Genomic DNA, 22,104 nt, shown 5'->3' on the forward strand with positions numbered 1-22,104 from the left:
TTATTTATCAAAAAACAATAAGGGAGATTGATTTAAATGAAAACATTTGTAAAACCTTCAATGGTGAATTGTGGTAAAAGTGAAAGTGTAATTAAAGGAGATTGCTCTTGGGGGAAAGAAAATTTCGCATTAGATGAAACAGGAGCGTACTATACGAAAAAAAGAAAATATGTACATGCTGGTTGGCTTCCAGGATATAAAGAAGTATTTAAATGTGCGGTTGTAGATGGTTGTAGTTCTGACTCTAACCAATGCTAAAAATAAATAAATAATTATTTTATTAAGCAAAAATATACAGGTGAATAGCGCAATATGTATATTTATTGGTAACAGATTTTTCGAAATGCACAATATGTCAAGAATGTAATTGAAATATAGTTAGAAATTATTTGAAGTTATTATACTCATAAAACTAAAGGGGATAAGTTAAATGAAAACATTTGTAAAACCTTCAATGGTGAATTGTGGTAAAAGTGAAAGTGTAATTAAAGGAGATTGCTCTTGGGGGAAAGAAAATTTCGCATTAGATGAAACAGGAGCGTACTATACGAAAAAAAGAAAATATGTACATGCTGGTTGGCTTCCAAGATATAAAGAAGTATTTAAATGTGCAGTTGTAGATGGCTGTAGTTCTGACTCTAACCAATGCTAAGAAATAATATGTAATTATTTAGGATTATTATACTTATAAAGTTAAAGGAGATAAGTTAAATGAAAACATTTGTAAAACCTTCAATGGTGAATTGTGGTAAAAGTGAAAGTGTAATTAAAGGAGATTGCTCTTGGGGGAAAGAAAATTTCGCATTAGACGAAACAGGAGCGTACTATACGAAAAAAAGAAAATATGTACATGCTGGTTGGCTTCCAGGATATAAAGAAGTATTTAAATGTGCGGTTGTAGATGGTTGTAGTTCCGACTCTAACCAATGCTAAATAAATTGAAAGATAATCATACCAGCTGTGTAGCTGGTATGATTGCCTAATTTTATAGTTTTTAATGAGAGGAATATTAATCCATTGATAAAACATGTTAATTTACTAAACTGATGAAACAAAAAATGTTTAATTGTTTTTTAATTTATTTTATTAGTATTCATAGGAGAATTTTAATGGTGACTTACCTTTTTATAATAATTTTAATAGTAGCAATTATTACATGCGCATACATATATATCAAAATTAAAAAAAATCAAGATTTTACCGCAAGTATTATGAGTGGATCGGAATTTAGGAAGAAGATTAATGACTATACAGGATATGCTATATGCTCAGATAGAGAAAGCTTTATACATGATTTTAATTTGTTTATAGAGTTGTTAAATATTGTTAATAAAGAAAGACGATGTGTTTTAGTAGATTTATCTAATGACACACATGCTTCATCTGAACTCAATATGGAACTTATTAAAATGTTAGACATTAGTTTTATTCCTTCAATTATATATATGAAAAATGGTAAGGAATTAAAAGAAATCATACATTTTGGTGAATTCGAGGAAAACTTCAATAATCAAGAATTTCTGGTAGAACTCAAAAAAAGGTTAGGGCAGGATTAAATTATGGATACAGTTTATCTAATTATGATTAAGATGTCATATGTTATTCTTGGTTTGATTTTTCTAAAAAGTGTTAGAACTAAAGTGAAAAAGCCATTTGCTTATTATATGGCTATGAAAGATTATCAAATAGTTAAAAAAGAAAAATCACTAAATGTTATTACTTCTCTATTAATTGCTTTAGAGCTATTCTTAGCATTATTATTAATAACTACAATATATTCAAATATTGTTCTAATTATAGGTTTAATAATTCAAGTGTTTTATATATTACTGATAGTAATTAACATAAACAAAGAATTTATAAATAATTGTGGTTGTTTTTCCTTAAATATGCCTAAGAAAGTAACAACAAAAAATTTAGCTGTTAATATTATTTTATTATTATCCATAGTACTGATATATGGTTGTGAGATTAGACTTTTATAATAGACCATATTTTAACATGATATATTATGCAGACTAGTTATCGATTAGGAGGAATTAGGCTTTTGAATGTTATAACATTAATATTTAGTGTGTCTGTAGGATTACTTTTTTTTATTTCGGGTTTGTTTAAATTGATTGCTATAAAAGAAGCATCTCAATCGATTGTTGAAATGAATTTAATGCCTGAAAAATTAGCATCTATATTTGGAATGTTATTCCCTTTTCTGGAGATTTTTTTAGGTGTATCCTTAATTATTTTTAATAATAATATGTTTATTAATATTATAGCGATAGGTTTGATAGTCATGTTTATTTTAATCAACTTCAAAGTAATTGTTGAAAAAAAGCAAAAGAAATGTTTTTGTTTTGGAAAAATAATAGAGACTAAACTTGGTTATGGTGGATTAATTCAATGTCTACTATTATTGCTTAGTATTATTCCAAATATAATATTTAATGGCACAAATTTAAGCACAGTATTGACTCATAAGGAGCATTTAATGTATGGACTAGAAATTATTATAATTTCTGTATTTTGGACAATAACATTAATATTAATTCGATTAATATTTGAAATTATATTTCCTAATAAATTATCTAATTAAGTTGTAATTGGAGGAGCAATAATGGATATAAATCATCAAATAATAATTTCATTACTTATTATTATAACGATACAAACAGCCTTACATATAATTACAATTTTAAAATTAAAATGGGGTCAAGTAGTTCAGGGGGGACTAGAAATCGGAGACAAGATTCCAAACGTTGATTTTAACAATGTTGATGGAGACGTAAAGGGGATTTACGATAATGTATTAGGAAATAAAAATACACTTGTTTTTTTAGATCTAGATTGCAAAGAATGTAATAAAGTTTTTAGCTCGTTAGATGTTTTTAATATTAGCTACCTAAGTGAAATTAAACTAGTTTTAATAAAAACAGAAAAAAATTTCAAATATATGAGCAATAGTGTTTATAAGGATAGAGCATTATTTATTGATGAAGATATTATTATTAATAAATTCAATATTGATGTATTTCCTTTTGCAATGAGAGTGGATGAAAGTGGTAAAGTTGAAGAGAATAGTCATATTACTAAAGAAAACTTGATTAACTATATAACTTGAAAAATTAAACTAGCTAATTGAGAGGAGGATTATAGTGAAGGAGAAAAGACATAATCAATTTTGGGCATTTATAAAAACTCAGAAATATTTTCTAGGTTATATATATAGAGAGCATCCTTTGAGTTTAATCTTATTTTGTATATTATCACTTATTACCGCTACTATTCCACCAATTTTAATCATTTTAAATAAACAAACCATTGACACGATTACTAATATACATAATAACCCTGATGCTCAAGAAGTTGTAATAATTTTGTTGGTAGTAACTTTTTTATTGCAGTACTTCTCTTCTGTATTAAGTAATATAGGAATATATATATTTACTCGTATTACCCAGACTGTTAATTATGTTCTAAAAAAAATAATGTTAACAAAATTGATTAAAATACCATTAAAAGAATATGAAGATAGTAGTTTTTTTGACACTATAAATTTAGCGAATATAGCAATAAGCGGAAATGGTGTAAGGGTAATTAGTAGTTTGATAGGGGTTTTACAAAGTTTGATTTCTTTAATTGGGATTTGTGGGATATTACTTGCGATCCATTGGATATTACCCATTGCACTATTTTTGTCTACATTGCCAGGTATTATTTTGATTTTTATAGCAAAGTCTAAAAATTATAGAATGACTAAAGAAACAGCGGCTAAAGATAGAGAACTGGGCTTTACTGATAACCTTTTTGTTGATAAAAGTGCTATCAGAGAGATAAAGATTAATGATTCGGGAGATTTTTTATTAAATAAATGGTCTAACTTATTTAAAGTTATACAAAAATATAAACTCAACTTAGCTTTATGGGAGTGCAAAACTAAATCGCTTGCCGCATTACTGTTACAGGTGTCTAGTTTAGTTGTATCTTTAATACTTGTATACCAAATATTTGATAATAAGTTATCCATTGGTGACTATGTTGCTTTACTTGGGGCAGTAGCTTCTGTGCAATCAATATTTGGTTCAATTGGTTCTCATCTAGGTTCGATTTTTGAGACAGCTATCTATAATAGTGCTCTAATGCAAATATTGGATTACGATGTTAAAAATAAAAAAGAAGTAGATCCCATAGAAATTCAAAGCGTAGAAGAGATATCTTTAAAAAACATAAGTTTTTATTATCCAAAAACTAATGTTAAAGTATTGGATAATATAAACTTAAAGATTAATAAGGGAGAAAATATTTCAATTGTAGGGCATAATGGTTCTGGAAAGACTACACTAGTTAAATGTATTTTAGGCCTTTATGATGTAAGTGATGGTGAAATTAGAGTAAACGAAAAAAATATTAAAGATATTAATAAAATAACTTATTTTGAAAGAGTAGCAGCAATTTTCCAGGATTTTTATAAATATAAATTTAGTTTAAGAGAAAATTTAGGATTTGGGAATCTAAAGAAGTTAAACGATGATCAGGAATTATATAATGCACTACAAAAGGTAGGGTTATATGAGAAAGTAAAAAATTATCAATTTAATCTGGATACATATTTAACTAGAGAAATACCAGATGGGAGAGAGTTATCTGGTGGAGAGTGGCAAAAATTAGCTATTGCAAGAGGGTTCTTGAAAGATTCAGATTTAATTATTTTAGATGAGCCTACTGCAGCATTAGATCCACTAAGTGAGATGAAAATTTTTGAACTTTTCAACAAATTATCTGAAAATAAAACGACAATAACTATTTCTCATAGATTAGGACCTACAAAGTATTCAGATAGAATTATTGTAATGGACAATGGGAATATAGTTGAAGAGGGAAACTACGATGAGTTGATGAATAAACGTGGAGTGTATTATGAAATGTATTTATCACAAGCAAAATGGTATGAGGAACAAATAACGCAAAATTCGATTTAAGACATTGAGATAATATGAAGCGACCTCCTAGATTATCAAGTCAGGGATTTTAACCCATAATAATGAATGAAAACATTATGAATGGGGTTATACCCTATGATAATAGGAGGCCACTATGGAAAATATAATCTATATTGGGATGGATGTCCACAAGGAAAGTTTTAGCTTATGTGCACTACACGGAACAACTGGGGAAATTGTAAGAGAAGCACGATGTGCTTCAAATGTATCTCTCGTAAAAAAATTCGTTGAGAAACTGAAAACAAAATATGGTGAAGATATAAAAATTAAAGCTGGATATGAGGCTGGTTGTTTAGGGTATTCACTTCATAATCTTCTTGAACAAAATGGAATTGATTGTGATATTTTAGCTCCCACAACAATGTACAGTTCATCAAAAAATAAAATGGTTAAAAATGATAAATTCGATGCCAAAATGATTGCTCTTAATTTAGCAAATGGCACCTATAAAGAAGTATATGTTCCAGAAGAAGAGGATGTTGCCGTGAAAGAGTATATCCGCATGTTAGGTGATTTTAAAACATCTTTGAAAAAAATAAAACAACAGATAAAAGCATTCCTTTTAAGGCATGGCTATGTGTATGAAGGGAAATCAAGCTGGACAATCGCTTATATGAAATGGTTAAAGAATCTTGATCTACAAGGATTATTCAAAGAAACGTTAGGCGAATACCTATTACAGTATGATGTTCTAGTCGATAAAATTGAGCGGTTCAGTCTGAGATTAGAAGAATTATCTCATCGTGAAAGGTACGAAGAACCAATCGCAAATTTAAGATGCTTAAAAGGTATAGATACAACATCGGCAATGACTGTTCATGTGGAAATTGCAGACTTCACTCGTTTTCCCACGGCTAAAGCATTTATGGCTTATGTAGGATTGACACCAAGCGAAAGCTCAAGTGGAGAAAAAATCAGTCGACGTTCGATTACAAAACAAGGAAATTCGACCGTTAGGTCTACTCTTGTAGAATGTGCAAATGCGTTGGTAAAAGGAACAATCGGATTAAAATCGAAGCGAGTGAAAGCAAGACAAAAAGGGCAACGAAGCGAAGTGATTGCTTATGCGGATCAGGCTGTAGAAAGGTTACAAAGAAAATATTATCGCATGATATATCAAGGGAAACCTAGAAATGTTGCCGTTACAGCTATCGCAAGAGAACTGGGGTGTTTTATATGGGGATTAGAAACAGGTAAAATTCACCGAAAATAAAGAGGGAAGGATATGAAGTTGATTGATTCATTCATAGTTAGAAACCAAAGGTATCAATTGATGGCATAGATGAGCTTCAGAGATAGTGAATTACAGGTCTGGCTATCTATGACTCACCTCTTCTGGCATGGCTGAAATTCTGATAAACAAGCTATTTATTAGAATTTGAAAAGGTGTGATCCACGCAGTGAGATTATAAGAGCCTAACGACGAACCATTAACCTGAGGTAACCAATCCACGAATAACAGAGTGGTTAACTGTCGATAGATCTTATTTCTGAAGCTTTTGTATGCCATCAAGAAAAATATTATGGGTGAAAAACTATTGACAAAGGTCACTTCATAACAGGGTATTATGGAAAAGAGTCAGTTTTTATTATCTGTGAAAAATTTGTGTAAAACTTATAAGGGCGTTGGCTATGAAGTTAAAGCGCTAAAAAATGTATCCTTTGATTTATATAGAGGTGAGTTACTTACAGTTATGGGAACAAGTGGTTCAGGAAAGAGTACATTACTTAACATATTAGGTGCTTTAGATAGTCCAGATGAAGGCACTATTTTGTTAAATGGGGAAGTGAAAAATAATATGTTTACTGAACCATATGCGACAAAATACCGGAGTGAGAATATAGGGTTTGTGTTTCAATCATTTAATTTATTGAAAGATTTATCAGTTAAAGAAAATATTGCATTACCGCTTATTTTAAAAGATATAAAAAAAGAGGAAATAGACACTGAGGTACAGCAGATGATAGAACTAGTTGGTTTGGAAAACTGGTCTAATCATCGACCAGTTCAACTTTCAGGGGGGCAACAGCAACGTGTTGCTATCGGAAGAGCATTAATTACATCACCACCTATCGTATTAGCTGATGAACCAACTGGGAATTTAGACTTTAATAGAACTACAGAACTTTTAAAAATGTTAGTAGAGATGAAAAAAAAATTAAATCAAAGTATGGTTTTAGTTACACATGATCCCAATGTAGCAACATACGCAGATCGCGTGATTTTTTTCCATGATGGAAAAATTGTGGACAATTATGTATGTGATAATGGACCGGTCGATATGGAAAATATTTTAGAGAAGTTTAAAGCGTTGATGGAGAAAGTGCAATGATTAGATCTATTAGGGGAATAGCATTACGTTTTTTTAGAGCAAATAAATTTATTGCATTGTCATCAATTGTTAGTGTGATGTTGTCCATTTCTTTAATTATCACAATGGGAACTTTCTCGGTAAATGCTAGACATTCAATAGAAAATAAAGTTAAACAGATATATGGAGATATGGATTTATCAGTTGGTTACAGTAGTGATCAAACAAAAGTCATGGATAAGTCCCTATTAGATAAAATTACATCCTCAAAAAGTATTAAACAATCATCTAGTGCCTTGGTTACACGTTTAAAAGTAGATAGTTTAAACACAAATATGTATACAGTTGGGGTTCAAAATGATGTACTAACAAAAAGTAAATATCATTTTAATGAGAATATAGAATCCAATGAGATAATATGAAGTGACCTCCTAGATTATCAAGTCAGGGATTTTAACCCATAATAATGAATGAAAACATTATGAATGGGGTTATACCCTATGATAATAGGAGGCCACTATGGAAAATATAATCTATATTGGGATGGATGTCCACAAGGAAAGTTTTAGCTTATGTGCACTACACGGAACAACTGGGGAAATTGTAAGAGAAGCACGATGTGCTTCAAATGTATCTCTCGTAAAAAAATTCGTTGAGAAACTGAAAACAAAATATGGTGAAGATATAAAAATTAAAGCTGGATATGAGGCTGGTTGTTTAGGGTATTCACTTCATAATCTTCTTGAACAAAATGGAATTGATTGTGATATTTTAGCTCCCACAACAATGTACAGTTCATCAAAAAATAAAATGGTTAAAAATGATAAATTCGATGCCAAAATGATTGCTCTTAATTTAGCAAATGGCACCTATAAAGAAGTATATGTTCCAGAAGAAGAGGATGTTGCCGTGAAAGAGTATATCCGCATGTTAGGTGATTTTAAAACATCTTTGAAAAAAATAAAACAACAGATAAAAGCATTCCTTTTAAGGCATGGCTATGTGTATGAAGGGAAATCAAGCTGGACAATCGCTTATATGAAATGGTTAAAGAATCTTGATCTACAAGGATTATTCAAAGAAACGTTAGGCGAATACCTATTACAGTATGATGTTCTAGTCGATAAAATTGAGCGGTTCAGTCTGAGATTAGAAGAATTATCTCATCGTGAAAGGTACGAAGAACCAATCGCAAATTTAAGATGCTTAAAAGGTATAGATACAACATCGGCAATGACTGTTCATGTGGAAATTGCAGACTTCACTCGTTTTCCCACGGCTAAAGCATTTATGGCTTATGTAGGATTGACACCAAGCGAAAGCTCAAGTGGAGAAAAAATCAGTCGACGTTCGATTACAAAACAAGGAAATTCGACCGTTAGGTCTACTCTTGTAGAATGTGCAAATGCGTTGGTAAAAGGAACAATCGGATTAAAATCGAAGCGAGTGAAAGCAAGACAAAAAGGGCAACGAAGCGAAGTGATTGCTTATGCGGATCAGGCTGTAGAAAGGTTACAAAGAAAATATTATCGCATGATATATCAAGGGAAACCTAGAAATGTTGCCGTTACAGCTATCGCAAGAGAACTGGGGTGTTTTATATGGGGATTAGAAACAGGTAAAATTCACCGAAAATAAAGAGGGAAGGATATGAAGTTGATTGATTCATTCATAGTTAGAAACCAAAGGTATCAATTGATGGCATAGATGAGCTTCAGAGATAGTGAATTACAGGTCTGGCTATCTATGACTCACCTCTTCTGGCATGGCTGAAATTCTGATAAACAAGCTATTTATTAGAATTTGAAAAGGTGTGATCCACGCAGTGAGATTATAAGAGCCTAACGACGAACCATTAACCTGAGGTAACCAATCCACGAATAACAGAGTGGTTAACTGTCGATAGATCTTATTTCTGAAGCTTTTGTATGCCATCAAGAAAAATATTATGGGTGAAAAACTATTGACAAAGGTCACTTCATAACAGGTGATAATTAATAAAGAATTAGCTCAAGTATTGAAGGTTCGAATAGGGGATAGTATTTTAATAGAAAATAAACAATATAAGATAAAAGAGTTATTGACAGATTTAGATGCAACGGGGATGCCTCCTGATATAATTATATTATCTAAAGATACAGTTCAACGACTTATGCAGGAAAAGAATAGTAAAAATATTGAAGCCACTTATGTTTTAATTAAGATGAAAGAAAATGAAGATGTACTAACATTAGCTAATCAAATTAGAGAAATTGATTCGGACTTACGAATTGATGTAACAGAAGAAGATGAATTTTTAAAGAGTAATCTAGCCTCATTAAATATATTTATGATTATTTTGTCGGTACTCATGCTTGTTGTTACTTCATTGATGATTATTTCTAATTTTGAATTGTTTTTATATAAATATAAAAATCAAATTTCTATTATGAGATCCATTGGAGCGACAACAAAACAAATATTTAAAGTTGTGTTATTTCAATGTAGCTTGATTAATATTATTGGTACTATCTTGGGCTTTGTGCTAGCTGTGATAAGTAATCAATTCTTGCAAAAATGGCTGGAAAAATTATTTTCTTTTCAAATTATATAAGTCCTCTTTAAAAAATCGACATATCTGTACGTTGAATACGACTGAGGATTGCATCCGGATTTTTATCAATAGATTCTATAAATTGATAGATTGAATCCACTAAATGATTCATCGTTTCATGATAACAATTTGCTAATACATTTTCCTTCATTACCTTCCATACACGTTCAATCATATTTAAGTTCGGGGAATATGGAGGTAAAAACAGCAAAGTTAGACGGCGGTTATTTTCTCGTAAAAAGGATTTCAGTAATTTAGCATGATGATACCTTGCATTATCTAATACAAGCACGACGTGCTTATTTTTATATTCTTTTAACACATATGTTAAAAAGTGCTGAAACGTTTCAGCATTACAGCGTTCTGCTGTTGTACAGAGAAATTTACCAGTGATTGCATCAATTGTACCGAATAAAGATGTTGAAATACGCTTTCCTAATACTGCAATTTTCTTTTGCTTCCCCTTTGCAAACCATGTAGCATGAACGGTTTGACTATCTCTAAAGTGACATTCATCTTGATACAAGAGTACAGTATTTTCATCAATTAAGTTTTTTTTATCATATCTAATTGTTTTTGAAACTGTATTTGTTTTTCTTTATTCGCTTTTTTTAATACATAAGTAGCATTTGTATAGGAAAAATTCATCCGATGTAACATTTTACGGATGCCTTCACGTGACATACAAATCGTAAATTTCTCTTTGATGATGTATTGGATATTGCGTGTATTCCAGAAAGATTCTTGACCGAATTGCAACTCCACTGGAGTTGTATTTAAAATGAGTTGCTTCAATTCTTCCTGTTGTTGCTTAGTTAAATACGGCTTTTTACCTGGGATTTGTTTACGAGTAAGTAATCCTTCCAGTTCATGTTCTTTGAACTTTTTTACATAACTAGCAACGCTTTGACGATGCATACCAAGTATGGCCGCTACGTCTACCATTGTATATCCTTCCATTACCATTCGGACAGCTGTAATACGTCGTTGACGAGAAGCTTGTTTTTCTTTTTTCTCTAATTTTCGTAAATCTGATATTGTGAAAGGTTGTGATTTTTGTATTTTATATGACATAGCGTATTTTCTCCCCTTATGTTTTTTACAAACATTATCGGGTATCTCGAAGTGATTTATACATGATGATATTTTATAGTGGACTTATATAGTTCGTTAGGATTTGATTATAAAATAGCAGTAATGGTCATGATTTTTGGCGCAATATTGATTGAAATATTCATGCTTTTGCCCTCTTATAAGAGTGCAAAAGTGTTGCCATTTAAAATTATGCAGGACAATGAAAAAGTCGATTTTTCTAATAAAAATAAGTATTTGAAATTTGGGAAATTCATAACTTTTATCAGTATAGCTCTAATTCTTATAGGAAGATTTGTAACTTATGGAGAAGGTACAAGAGTAGCGTTTGTATTAATTGGATCACTGTTATTAATATTAGGGATATTTATATTGTTTCCTATTTATCTTCCAACGTTATTAACGCGCACTTTACCTATCATTAAATATCTTACTGGTAATACATCATTTGTAGCAATTAAGAATCTTATACCACAAGTAAAAAAGAATACATTTGTTGTTTTGACTATTAGTACAATGATGATTATTGCTGTTTTTGGATCGGCACTATTAAAAACTATTCAAAAGAATGAAGAAGCATATTTAAAACAAGAATATCCAACAAATATTATTGTGAAAAGTCATTTAAGTAAAAATTCAACAATTAAGCATGCAGAATTGCAAGCGGAGATAAAAAAAATAAAAAGTGTTAAGGAAGTAAGCACACTAAGTAATTTTGTTTCTGCAGAATTGAAGAAAGGCGATCAATATGTTTCTTTTAATTATGCATTAGCTGATTTAAAGGAGATGGGGAAACAAAATTTACTTCCACTTCTTTCTACAAATGTGGAAAAAAAGGTTGTTATTACTAAAGGTTTTGCGCTACAACATGATCTTCATGTAGGGGATAGTATTGTTCTTGGTATGTACTCAGAATCCTCACAAAAAATAGAAGAGAATGGAAGAGTTGTTGTGGGGGAAATCGTTCAAAAATTATCTGGCTCAAATGTAGAAATGTATATGGATTGGAGAAATAAAGAATTTAATACAGATTTCACTGTATTTAGTCGTTTATTTATTAGCTCCAACGATGAAAAATATACCTTGAAACAATTAGAAGAATTAAAAAAACAGTATCCAGAATTACAAATCAATAGCTATGAACAGTCGGTCAAAAAGGCAAAACAAATGTTTTATCAAAGATGGTCCATATTTATTGTAGTGGTGATAGTAATGGTGTTTAGTGTTATGTTAGGAGTATTTAATACTCTTATTAATAATATAAATTCAAAAAGAAAAGAATTTGCTGTTTTAAGGACGATATGTATTGATAAAAGAGGGATTATAAGGGTCATAATGACACAAGTTATTCTATATATCCTTATAGGATTAATACTTGGTACTTTTGCCGGGATTCTATTAACATATGCTATTAGTTTAATTGATCATGGGAAAGTATATATTGATTTTATTTTTGTGAATACGATTGTAGGAGTTATGTTAGGAATGGCGTTTATTATTTTTGTTCCTTTTGCAAATCGAATAGGGAAAAGAAAGGTTTCTATAGAATTAAATCAAGATAATAAATAATAGGCCATCATTATTGTAAGTTTTGAACGAATTAAGGTATTATTTATCATACTCAAAATTCTCCAGATCTAAGAAGGCTTTCACCACTGTATATGTCTTTATAGCGTTATTAATGATAATAGTGTGGAAATGAAATATACAGCTGAACTAGAAAAAGCACTAACAGACGCTGTAATTCCTGTAGATCAACAAGAACAGGCAGCTGCGTTAGCATAAAATAGAGAACCACCTGAAGGGGAGCCTTTAGGTGGTTTTTTTATGGGGTATTTTTCTAACTATGTTGCATAACGACATATGTTGTTATACTATGCATATAAGGTGGTGGTATTGTTGGACAAAGAAATCTTGAAGGGAAGTATAGATATTTTATTACTTTCTATCATTGCAAAACGTGATACATACGGATACGAAATAGCTCAAAGTTTAAAGGATGCAAGTGAAGATTTGTATAGTATGGGACAGGGAACTTTGTACCCTGCTTTAAAGAGATTAGAGAAAAAGGAGTTTCTTGAATCTTATTGGAATGAATCTGAGAATGGGATGAAAAGGAAATTCTATACTATTACAGATAAAGGGAAAAAAGAATTGCAGAAGAAAGTGAACTCTTGGGAGAGTGTAACAGCATTAATTCAAGCTTGTCAGAAAGGAGTTATTTATGAGTGAATTTGACGAGTATATTAAGTCTATTTTAGCCTATTCAGAACTTAGTGATATTGAACAGGATGAGTTATTTCTAGAAATGTATGATCACTTGAACAGCTTGAAAGAAGAATATATGGAACAAGGTATGAATGAAAAAGAAGCGATTTATAAAGCGATTCAAAGTTTTGGAGAATCAAAAGTTATTGGCGTAGAGATTAATAAATCGGTATACGAAGTTCCTAGGCCATTAAAGGTATTATCAAAAATTTTATGTATTCCTTATATAATCATTTGTTTTATTGTCTTTTTAGGAACGTTTATTTCAACTTCTACATTTGACTCTGTTCGCAGTTTGACAGGTGGTGGGACTGTCTATCATCCCATTGAATTTTGGCAGCAATTTTTACATATATCTGATTTAGAAACGTTATTACAACTTTTTGGAATAACACTTTGGCAAGTTAAAGATTTTATTGCACATCCAGGTCCTTGGGGAAACTCAACTTATTGGTTAAGCGTTTTACAACATATAATATTAGTAGTTCCATTCGGATTTTTCGTTCCAGTGCTCATTAATAAAGTGACTAACTATAAGAACGCTCGTAAGTGGTATGTTATGACCTTTCTTGTTTGGGAGATATTACATTTACTAACTTTGTCTGATGTTTTTGATGTGTGGCGGATTGCTATAAATATGCTCGGTGCGTCGGTAGGATATCTTTTATTTATAAGCATAATGCAACTGGATAATAAATTTAGGGTTATGCGAAAGAAGATATTTGAAAATTAGCTCGCTATTCTGTAGTTTAAATTATACAAATTTAATTTGATGGTAATAGAGTATCGCTGAAAACATAGGTACTATGTAGTGAGAGGATTTTTTATATTCGTAATAGGTGTTGTTCCTTGTTTAATCCTACTGTTATGAAGCGGGTCCATAATCCGTCTTTATTGGTGCTATAAATGATGAGAGCGGCACAGCTGAACTAGAAAAAGTCTAGATCAACAAGAGCAAGCTGCGTTAGCGTAAAATAGAGAACCACCTGAAGGGGAGCCTTTTAGGTGATTTTTTCTCTTGACTAAAAATAAATAAAATGTGTTACAATGATGATAGAGTATTTAGTGTGAATTTTGCATAAAATAAAAAAGACAGAAGCCTGAGAAACTTCTGCCTTTGTAACCTAACTTGCTATTGTGGTGGTAGTAGGTGCGGTTATAAGACAATTACATTAACGTTTTAGCCGAGAACCGCCCTTACCTTTTCCACGAAGCAGGGTGGTTCTCGCTTTTTTGTATACAGAAATTAGCCACGGACCGACGTATCTTCTACCGATGACAACGCCAGCTCCGGTTAGGATACCATACACTAATTTAATTACAAACATCGCGATTATATTATCACCTCCCCCTTTTTTCAAAATGGAAGAGATGACTGCCACACCTACTAGTTATAGCTTATTAAGTTACGTATTCATTGTATTATGTTTTAAAATAGGGAACAAGATATATGGATGAAAATTCCTGTTTTTAAGCAGAACATTAGTGTCAGGGGACAAGAAGTAAATAAATATACATAAAAAAACGGTATGGACATTACCATCCGTATTTTTTTATGTATTTATAAAACGTAACTACTCAGCCACCTTTCGGTGTCTTTTTTAAATTTTACTAGTTTCATATGCCTCCCATTTGTAAATACTGAGTATATCAAACAGGGGAGGTGAATCTTATGGTCGATCGAAAAATTATTTTAGATACATATAAAAAAGGACCTGAAGCTGTTATTTCTTTATTTGAAGAAACATTTTCTAAGTTAGAAAAACGTATACAAGAACTAGAAAATGCTTCAAAAAAAAACTCCAAAAATAGTCATAAGCCACCTTCTACAGATGGTTTGGGTAAGCCCGTTACAAAAAGTTTGCGCAAACCGTCTCATCGTCAAACGGGTGGCCAGTTGGGCCACAAGGGACATACTCTTGGTTTGACAGCGACTCCAGATCATACGATTACACATTCTCCTACATATTGTACTTGTTGTCATACTTCCTTGAACCACGAGCCTGTAAAAGGGTATCGCATTCGCCAAGTGTATGACTTACCACCTATTCAGATCGAAGTGACAGAACATAAAGTAGAACAGAAAGAATGCCCACATTGCCATTCTATCCAAGAAGCCCAATTTCCTTCGACAGTATCTCGTCCTGTTCAATATGGTCCAAATATAAAAAGACTGATTCCCTATTTAACGCATTATCAATGCATTTCTTTGAAGCGAACAAAAGAATTCTTTCAGGATTGTTTTGGACATTCTATAAGCGAAGGAACCCTGGTAAATCATACACAGGCTTTCGCTTCTCAATTGCAGCCATTCATAAAAGAAGTAAAGGAAAAGATTCTGCAGTCTCCTGTTGTCCATTTTGATGAAACTGGTATGCGTGTAGAAAACAAAACACAATGGTTACATACTGCCAGTACACCGGAGGTGACATTGCAACATATTCATCAAAAACGTGGAAAAGAAGCAATGGATGCTGGAGAAATCTTGCCATCTTTTTCTGGAATTGCGATGCATGATGGTTGGAAATCGTATGATGCGTATACAGATTGTCGTCACGTTTTATGTAATGCCCATCTCTTACGAGATTTACAAGGAATTATAGATAGTACTGGAGAACAATGGGCACAACAGATGCAGAAATTTCTAACGCAAGCGTTGACGATGAAAAAGCAATCCGAAGGTACCATGCCAAAAGCGACGCAAAAGAATCTGTTTATTATGTATCAATCCATATTGAAAGAACAACAGATTCTTTCCACGAAACAAAAGAAGAAAGGAAAGCAGACGCCTTCTCAAAATTTATGGAATCGCTTCGTCAAGTATTCTGACAGAATTCTAGCGTTTTTAGAACATCCAGCCATTCCATTTGATAACAATCAAGCAGAACGGGATATTCGGATGACGAAAGTAAAACAGAAAGTGTCTGGGACTTTCCGAAGTAAGAAAGGCGCAGAATCTTTTTGTCAGATACGAAGCTTTATGAGTACCATGAAAAAACAAAAACAATCGGTCTTACAAGCGATAAACCAAGTCATAGAAACTAGAACGGTTCCTTGGAATAACACGACTTCATAAGAGAATTTCTCTATTTGGCATAGATTCTTTCTCTGATTGGAGTATTTTCTTTTCATGTTTTCGAATCGGAAACATGTATTTGGCCTGTTTTTTTATTTGAAGAAGCTGAGTAGTTACTATAAAACTTTTCCATACAGTCCGTCGTCTAATATATGGGAAGGAGGAAATGATGTGGATGAATTAACGATAGAAGCGTTTGAAATAGAAGATAAGGAGGACCTTATCGACGAAATAATGAACAAGTATGGACAAGAAGTCCTACAGCTTGTGTATTCATATGTGAATAATAAAGAGGTTGCGGAGGATGTAACGCAAGATATATTTGTGAAATGTTATAAATCTCTTCATACATACAAAGGGAAATCGAATGTGAAAACGTGGTTATGGAGAATTGCGATCAATCAATGTAAGGACTATATAAAAAGTTGGTATAACAAAAAGGTAATCGTTACAGAGGATGAATTTGCGTATAGTGGGATTCAAAATGATAGTGTCGAACAAACTGTCATTCAAAATGCTGAGGATAGTAGGTTAGCTTCTGCAGTAATGAATTTACCGATAAAATATCGAGAAGTCATTTATCTATTTTATTATGAAGAATTATCAATTAAAGAGATTGCTATGGTAATAGACGTAAAGGAAAACACGATAAAAACGAGACTGAAAAAAGCGAAGGAACTTTTGAAGGAAGGATTGGAGGAATAATCAAATGGAAGATCGATTAAAAGGCTTGCGAAAATCAATGGAGAACACAACGTTTAAACATTTGAGTTTTTCTGATCAGCACCAGAAGCAGGTGCGCGAAAAAATTAAGCAATCGTCCGAAAAGGAAGGAGATATCCTTTTAGCAGTGTTACAACTTCTTATGAATGAAAAAACAGGTTATGAATTGATGCAGTTACTAAGAGGAAGAGGGATTCAAAAATTCGAAGGTGATGAAGGGTCTCTATACACTTTATTACATCGTCTAGAACAGAATCGCTTTATCCAATCTAGCTGGGATCACGCAGGAGCTAAATATTATCAATTAAATGATAAAGGAAACAAGATGCTGCGAAAGGCAGAGAAAAATGCTACAAAGGCACGATTTATATTAAAAGGCTTAGTACAGGGGTGAGAAAAAAATGAACAAAAAAGGAGAGCGTTTTTTAAAAGAAGTTACGAACCATATTAAATCAAAAGAAGCGAAGGACTTAGTAGCAACGGAACTAGATTTTCACTTGAAACAGACGAAGAATATGTGGATGGATAAAGGATTAAGTGAGGAAGTTGCTGAAGATAAGGCTGTTGAACAAATGGGGAGTCCGATTAAACTTGGCCGGGAACTTAACAAACTTCATAAGCCAAAGGTGGATTGGTTCTTACTTATTTTATTAGTAGCTGCTATGGGGTTAGGGTTTTTACCAATAATCGCTCTTGGGCATACGAACGATTTACTAATGAACAAAGTAATTTTTGTAATTCTCGGCATTGCAACAGCTGTTGGGATGATGCTGCTTGATTACCGGAAGCTAGAAAGACTCGGGTGGCTGTTTTATACAATTGGAATACTTATCTTGTTAGCTATAAAATGTTTTCCGACTGGTTACGTGATTGGGGAAGCGATAATAAAAATTGGCCCCATCAAAATTGACTGTTTAATGACGATACCATTCTTCTTTCTAGCTTGGGCTTCTTTTTTCAATAATAGTAGGTTAAAGTTTATACATCTTCTCATGTTGTACGTATTTTCTTTATATTTATTTTCAACTATATCAATTCTTTTACCCGTTTTCATCTACATTACGATGGTATTTGTTATGCTTTGGTGGAGTAAGTTAGGAAAGAAAACGGCATGGCTCATTACGATTTTACCTATTGTACCATTGATTATTAGGGATCTACTTTCCTGGTCTGCTGTAAAAGAATACCGTATGGCCAGAGTTTTAGGAATGTTAAACCCAGAGCATGATCTATGGTATTTACGTTTAAAAGAGGCGATGTCTTCAGCAGGTTGGTTCGGTACATATGAAAATATAAAGTCTATCCGTGCTGCCCATACTGATTTTGTATTTGCAAGTTTGACTTACTATTATGGATATGTACTTGCGCTAGTTCTTGTCGTGATTCTTTCTCTTTTTGCAGTAAGAATAATGAACATAGCTTATAAAATAAATGATGGTTATGGTAAATTGCTTCTCGTTGGCGGAGTGACTCTTTTTGTAATCCATTTTATTTGTAACGTTGGCATGACCCTCGGGATATTACCACGTGTTTCTATATCATTACCATTTATTAGCTACGGATTGATACCAACTCTGTTTCATGCATTTATAATGGGGATTGTGCTGAGTGTATATCGACGTAAAGATATGCCATTTAGAATGAAGAGAACACCTTGATAATAATCAAGGTGTTTCTTTTATATGTAAAAAGAATTCACTATTATAATTAAGTACGGCATACTAAAAGAACAACAAAATGATATTTTAGCATCACTTACATATAGGAGGACAAACAAATTGAGTAACCTCACTCGTTTACGTACACAAATTTTAATAACGAACACGTTCATGGAACTATTAAAAGAAAAACCATTCTCAGCCATTACGATTAATCATATTTGCGAAAAAGCAATGATTCATAGAAGTACGTTTTACCGTTATTACGTTGATAAGTATGAGCTCTTTAGTGCCACGATAAATACTGTTGCCATAGAGCTATTCGAACAAACGAAGCAAGGTTTAAATTTAGAACGTACATTTTTTGAAGAAGTAATTGATTACATAGATGTCAATCGTGCGTTGTTTTTTAACGTTACGAGTAAAAATAATAGCCGTGAATTATATGATAAGTTGATTCAACTTGGTGGGGAGGCTTTATATGAAAATGCAACGCAATATAACGACCCTCTTTCAAGGGAAATCCAAAATTCAGATTATCCAAATGTGTTATGTGATTTTTACTGTAGTGGATTTTTTGAGATTATAAAGAAATGGATTAATAATGAATATCCGTATTCAAAAGAAGAACTCATCTATATCGTTAATAATTTTCTCATAAATGAACCAAAATAAGACATATGTCTCATTTTGAGACGTATATTCATTTTTATTCATCGTTTTCCTCTAAAGCCTATGATAAATTATTGAGCATAGCAAAGGAGGAAAGAAAAATATGAATAAGGCTTTTGATACAATTGGACGTTTTATCATCAAGTACGCAAAGATGAATATTGCGCTTATATTATGTTTAACGATATTTTTCGTATTTGGTATAACGAAAATTGAGATGAGGATGGGGAATGATGTATTTTTAAGTAATACATCTGACGTTTATAAGGATACCGAAACGTACCAAAAACATTTTGGCGGGGATGGTATATACGTATTACTTAGTGGAGAGAGCGATACATTGCTTTCGCAAGAAACGAATAAGGCAATTGTAGAATTCACTAAAAAAGCAGAAGATATAAAAGATATTACAGGATCAACGCATTATGTGGGCTTATTAAATGAAATGTTATCCGCTCCTGCTCCTTCTTTTTCAGCATTTGATACAGGGGAAACAAATCTGAAATTAGAAACAGCTTTGAAAAACTCCATTCCGAGTGAAAAAATGAACGGAATTAATAATAACGTAAAAAGTAGCTTAACGAATGAGCAACGTGAAAAAATGGGAGTATTTATTCACCAACAACTTGCACCTGAACCAATGCAAGAAATACAAAAGCAATTGATTGCACTTGGCCATACTCCTACAGTTGATGAACAAGAGAAAATAACGCAATCTGTTTTAACGGAAAAGCAAAATGATGAAGTTGCAAAGTATACGCAAAGCATTTTAACAGAACAACAAAAAAATCATATGCAACGAGATATTTTGAAAGCTCTACCGAATGTTCAACATATGAACAATGATTTACTTCATGAAATCGTCTTTTCAAATAAAGGAAAAGTACCAGACCAATTGAAACAACTCATTCCTGAGAATGGAAAATACGTTGTGATTCAGCTTCACACATCGAATAATACAGAAATGACGACTTATGTACGTATTAATAAAGAGTTAAACGAGCTTATTAAAAATACGAACTTCAGTCAAGGTGTAACAGTGAAAGTAGCTGGAATGCCTGCTATTTTAGGAGATATTCAAGAAGAGGTTATAACAACTTTAGGAATCATGCTCGGTTTAGCGGTTCTATTAATGATTGTTGTACTATTCTTCGTGTTCCCTGTAAGGCGTCGTGTTATTTCATTAGCCTTTGTGTTAATCGGGTTAATATGGACATTTGGTTTCATGGGGTGGGCCGGAATTCCGATTACACTCGCAACTATGGCAACATTACCAATCATTATAGGGATCGGCACCGATTTTGGTGTTCAATTCCATAATAGATATGAAGAGGAATATAAAACGAGTGGATGTAATGCGAAACTTGCAACATTACATGCCGTTCGTCATATTGGACCTGGCGTAGGGATTGCAGTTGTAATTATGAGTTTAAGCTTTCTGACGATGTATGTATCGAAAGCGCCGATGATGCAACAATTTGGATTAACGTTAGCGATTGGTGTGTTATTCTGTTACGTTATTGAACTATTATTGATGTTCTCAACATTCTACTTATTAGATCGCAAAAAAGCAGCACCTCCATTAAAAAGTGATGCAGATAAAAATACAATGCTATCACGTTTCTTAAATCAATATGCTAATCTAGCTATGAAACTCGCAATTCCTATTTTAATTGTTTCCGTTATTTTATCTAGTCTTGGATTTATGGCAGAAAGGTCTATTCCGACTGAAACAGACTTAACAAAAATGATTCCGCAAAATATGGAGACATTAAAAAATACGAAACAATTACAAAAGATAGTTGGCTCGACAACATATATTACGTATTTAGTAGAAGCAGAGGATGTCACAGAACCGAAAGTGATGTCTTGGATGCATAGTGAAAGTGAAAAGATTGAAAATGAATATAAAGATGTGAGTGATGTTATATCACTACCTAAAGTTATTTTGCAAATCAACGGGAAAAGCGCGTTGCCAAAATCTACTGAACAAGTAGCAAATGAACTTGAAAACGTGCCGAATTCTCTGAAAGAAACGGTTATAAGTAAGAATAAAAAATACGCAACAGTTCAGTTCCAAGTGAATCCAGATCTTTCTTCTGCTGAGCAATTGAAATTGATGCATAACATATCAAAGGATATGAAGCCAATCGATAGTGTGAAAATGAAGCCAGCGGGTGCGCAAGTTATGATGCTTTATGGTATTGATAACATCGGTGCAAATAGTGAACTCATGATTGGTGCGGGGCTACTTATTATTTTCCTATCTTTATTCCTTGTGTATCGCCGTGTAAAACATGCATTATATCCATTAATACCAATTGTTTTAGTATTAGGATTCTCGCCAGGTGCTTTAAAACTACTCGATATTTCATATAATCCACTAACAACAGCACTTAGTTGCCTTGTACTTGGAATTGGAACAGAGTTTACGATTCTCATTATGGAAAGATATGGTGAAGAAGAGGCGAAGGGACTGTCTCCCAAAGAAGCAATTCGCGTCTCGCTTTCAAAAGTGGGGCAAGCCATTACCGCTTCCGGATTAACTGTAATTGTTGGGTTTTCAACGTTAATTTTTGTTAACTTCCCAGTCTTACGTGAATTTGGTATTACAACTGTTATTGATACAACACTTTCTTTATTCTGCGCTTTAACCATATTACCGGTCTTAATTGTGTTGTTTCAAAAACGTAAATAGATAGTAGAAGAGGGGTAT

23 protein-coding genes and 1 pseudogene are annotated in these 22,104 nt (G+C 32.4%); 22 read left to right on the forward strand and 2 right to left on the reverse strand.

Annotated features, from left to right (window positions below; translation table 11 throughout):
- Positions 1-36: 36 nt before the first annotated feature.
- The 13 genes and pseudogenes from MHH55_RS21555 to MHH55_RS21615 all read left to right on the forward strand — a co-directional run.
- Positions 37-258, forward strand: coding sequence for a hypothetical protein (locus tag MHH55_RS21555; protein ID WP_000847606.1), 222 nt, complete (start codon positions 37-39; stop codon positions 256-258).
- Between the two features lie 172 nt (positions 259-430).
- Complete coding sequence (locus MHH55_RS21560; RefSeq protein ID WP_078186737.1) at positions 431-652, forward strand: hypothetical protein; 222 nt, start codon at positions 431-433, stop codon at positions 650-652.
- Positions 653-711: 59 nt separating this feature from the next.
- A complete protein-coding gene (locus MHH55_RS21565) occupies positions 712-933 on the forward strand; it encodes a hypothetical protein (RefSeq protein WP_000847606.1) in 222 nt (73 codons plus the stop codon).
- Between the two features lie 176 nt (positions 934-1,109).
- The gene (locus MHH55_RS21570) at positions 1,110-1,556 is read left to right on the forward strand and encodes a hypothetical protein (protein WP_078186738.1); all 447 of its coding nucleotides are present in this window, start codon (positions 1,110-1,112) and stop codon (positions 1,554-1,556) included.
- A gap of 3 nt (positions 1,557-1,559) precedes the next feature.
- Complete coding sequence (locus MHH55_RS21575; RefSeq protein ID WP_000381999.1) at positions 1,560-1,985, forward strand: MauE/DoxX family redox-associated membrane protein; 426 nt, start codon at positions 1,560-1,562, stop codon at positions 1,983-1,985.
- 62 nt (positions 1,986-2,047) lie between these two features.
- On the forward strand, positions 2,048-2,590 hold the full coding sequence (locus tag MHH55_RS21580) for a MauE/DoxX family redox-associated membrane protein (protein ID WP_063535823.1): 543 nt from the start codon (positions 2,048-2,050) through the stop codon (positions 2,588-2,590).
- Between the two features lie 21 nt (positions 2,591-2,611).
- Positions 2,612-3,115, forward strand: a complete 504-nt coding sequence (locus MHH55_RS21585) for a hypothetical protein (protein WP_078186740.1) — start codon at positions 2,612-2,614, stop codon at positions 3,113-3,115.
- 34 nt (positions 3,116-3,149) lie between these two features.
- On the forward strand, positions 3,150-4,973 hold the full coding sequence (locus MHH55_RS21590) for an ABC transporter ATP-binding protein (RefSeq protein ID WP_078186741.1): 1,824 nt from the start codon (positions 3,150-3,152) through the stop codon (positions 4,971-4,973).
- 115 nt (positions 4,974-5,088) lie between these two features.
- A complete protein-coding gene (locus MHH55_RS21595) occupies positions 5,089-6,207 on the forward strand; it encodes an IS110 family transposase (protein ID WP_340880263.1) in 1,119 nt (372 codons plus the stop codon).
- A 355-nt stretch (positions 6,208-6,562) separates the two neighbouring features.
- The gene (locus MHH55_RS21600; protein WP_078188143.1) at positions 6,563-7,327 is read left to right on the forward strand and encodes an ABC transporter ATP-binding protein; all 765 of its coding nucleotides are present in this window, start codon (positions 6,563-6,565) and stop codon (positions 7,325-7,327) included.
- Positions 7,324-7,728 (forward strand): hypothetical protein, encoded by a 405-nt coding sequence (locus tag MHH55_RS21605; RefSeq protein ID WP_340881307.1) that lies wholly within the window; start codon positions 7,324-7,326, stop codon positions 7,726-7,728. Before MHH55_RS21600 ends, MHH55_RS21605 begins: the two co-directional genes overlap by 4 nt.
- Positions 7,729-7,825: 97 nt before the next feature.
- Positions 7,826-8,944 (forward strand): IS110 family transposase, encoded by a 1,119-nt coding sequence (locus MHH55_RS21610; protein WP_340880263.1) that lies wholly within the window; start codon positions 7,826-7,828, stop codon positions 8,942-8,944.
- A gap of 346 nt (positions 8,945-9,290) precedes the next feature.
- Positions 9,291-9,893: pseudogene (locus MHH55_RS21615) on the forward strand (ABC transporter permease); the annotation flags it as partial.
- Positions 9,894-9,906: 13 nt separating this feature from the next.
- Here MHH55_RS21615 and MHH55_RS21620 read toward each other — a convergent pair.
- Entirely contained in the window at positions 9,907-10,425 is a 519-nt protein-coding gene (locus MHH55_RS21620) for an IS630 family transposase (RefSeq protein ID WP_078188212.1), read from the reverse strand.
- Positions 10,426-10,445: 20 nt separating this feature from the next.
- Positions 10,446-10,973, reverse strand: a complete 528-nt coding sequence (locus MHH55_RS21625) for a helix-turn-helix domain-containing protein (RefSeq protein WP_078188213.1) — start codon at positions 10,971-10,973, stop codon at positions 10,446-10,448.
- Between the two features lie 129 nt (positions 10,974-11,102).
- On the opposite strand from MHH55_RS21625, the gene MHH55_RS21630 reads away from it, so the two are divergent.
- The 9 genes from MHH55_RS21630 to MHH55_RS21670 all read left to right on the forward strand — a co-directional run bounded on the left by MHH55_RS21630 (position 11,103) and on the right by MHH55_RS21670 (position 22,086).
- The gene (locus MHH55_RS21630; protein ID WP_254849808.1) at positions 11,103-12,560 is read left to right on the forward strand and encodes an FtsX-like permease family protein; all 1,458 of its coding nucleotides are present in this window, start codon (positions 11,103-11,105) and stop codon (positions 12,558-12,560) included.
- A 330-nt stretch (positions 12,561-12,890) separates the two neighbouring features.
- Entirely contained in the window at positions 12,891-13,223 is a 333-nt protein-coding gene (locus MHH55_RS21635) for a PadR family transcriptional regulator (protein WP_000356630.1), read from the forward strand.
- Entirely contained in the window at positions 13,216-13,992 is a 777-nt protein-coding gene (locus MHH55_RS21640) for a VanZ family protein (protein WP_078188063.1), read from the forward strand. Before MHH55_RS21635 ends, MHH55_RS21640 begins: the two co-directional genes overlap by 8 nt.
- Positions 13,993-14,931: 939 nt before the next feature.
- Positions 14,932-16,335 (forward strand): IS66 family transposase, encoded by a 1,404-nt coding sequence (gene tnpC / locus MHH55_RS21645; protein ID WP_100910632.1) that lies wholly within the window; start codon positions 14,932-14,934, stop codon positions 16,333-16,335.
- 171 nt (positions 16,336-16,506) lie between these two features.
- Positions 16,507-17,040 carry a sigma-70 family RNA polymerase sigma factor gene (locus tag MHH55_RS21650; RefSeq protein ID WP_000344003.1) on the forward strand — a complete coding sequence of 178 codons (534 nt, stop codon included), beginning with the start codon at positions 16,507-16,509 and terminating at the stop codon, positions 17,038-17,040.
- Between the two features lie 4 nt (positions 17,041-17,044).
- Positions 17,045-17,452: a PadR family transcriptional regulator gene (locus tag MHH55_RS21655; RefSeq protein WP_000390153.1), complete on the forward strand. Its 408-nt coding sequence runs from the start codon at positions 17,045-17,047 to the stop codon at positions 17,450-17,452.
- Positions 17,453-17,459: 7 nt separating this feature from the next.
- Positions 17,460-18,716: an FtsW/RodA/SpoVE family cell cycle protein gene (locus MHH55_RS21660; RefSeq protein WP_001034628.1), complete on the forward strand. Its 1,257-nt coding sequence runs from the start codon at positions 17,460-17,462 to the stop codon at positions 18,714-18,716.
- Between the two features lie 120 nt (positions 18,717-18,836).
- Entirely contained in the window at positions 18,837-19,391 is a 555-nt protein-coding gene (locus MHH55_RS21665) for a TetR/AcrR family transcriptional regulator C-terminal domain-containing protein (RefSeq protein WP_000067983.1), read from the forward strand.
- A gap of 100 nt (positions 19,392-19,491) precedes the next feature.
- On the forward strand, positions 19,492-22,086 hold the full coding sequence (locus MHH55_RS21670; RefSeq protein WP_001030130.1) for an efflux RND transporter permease subunit: 2,595 nt from the start codon (positions 19,492-19,494) through the stop codon (positions 22,084-22,086).
- Positions 22,087-22,104 lie beyond the last annotated feature (18 nt).

It is taken from the genome of Bacillus sp. FSL K6-2944, assembly GCF_038005385.1.
In the GTDB taxonomy this organism is placed as follows: Bacteria; Bacillota; Bacilli; order Bacillales; family Bacillaceae_G; genus Bacillus_A; species Bacillus_A cereus.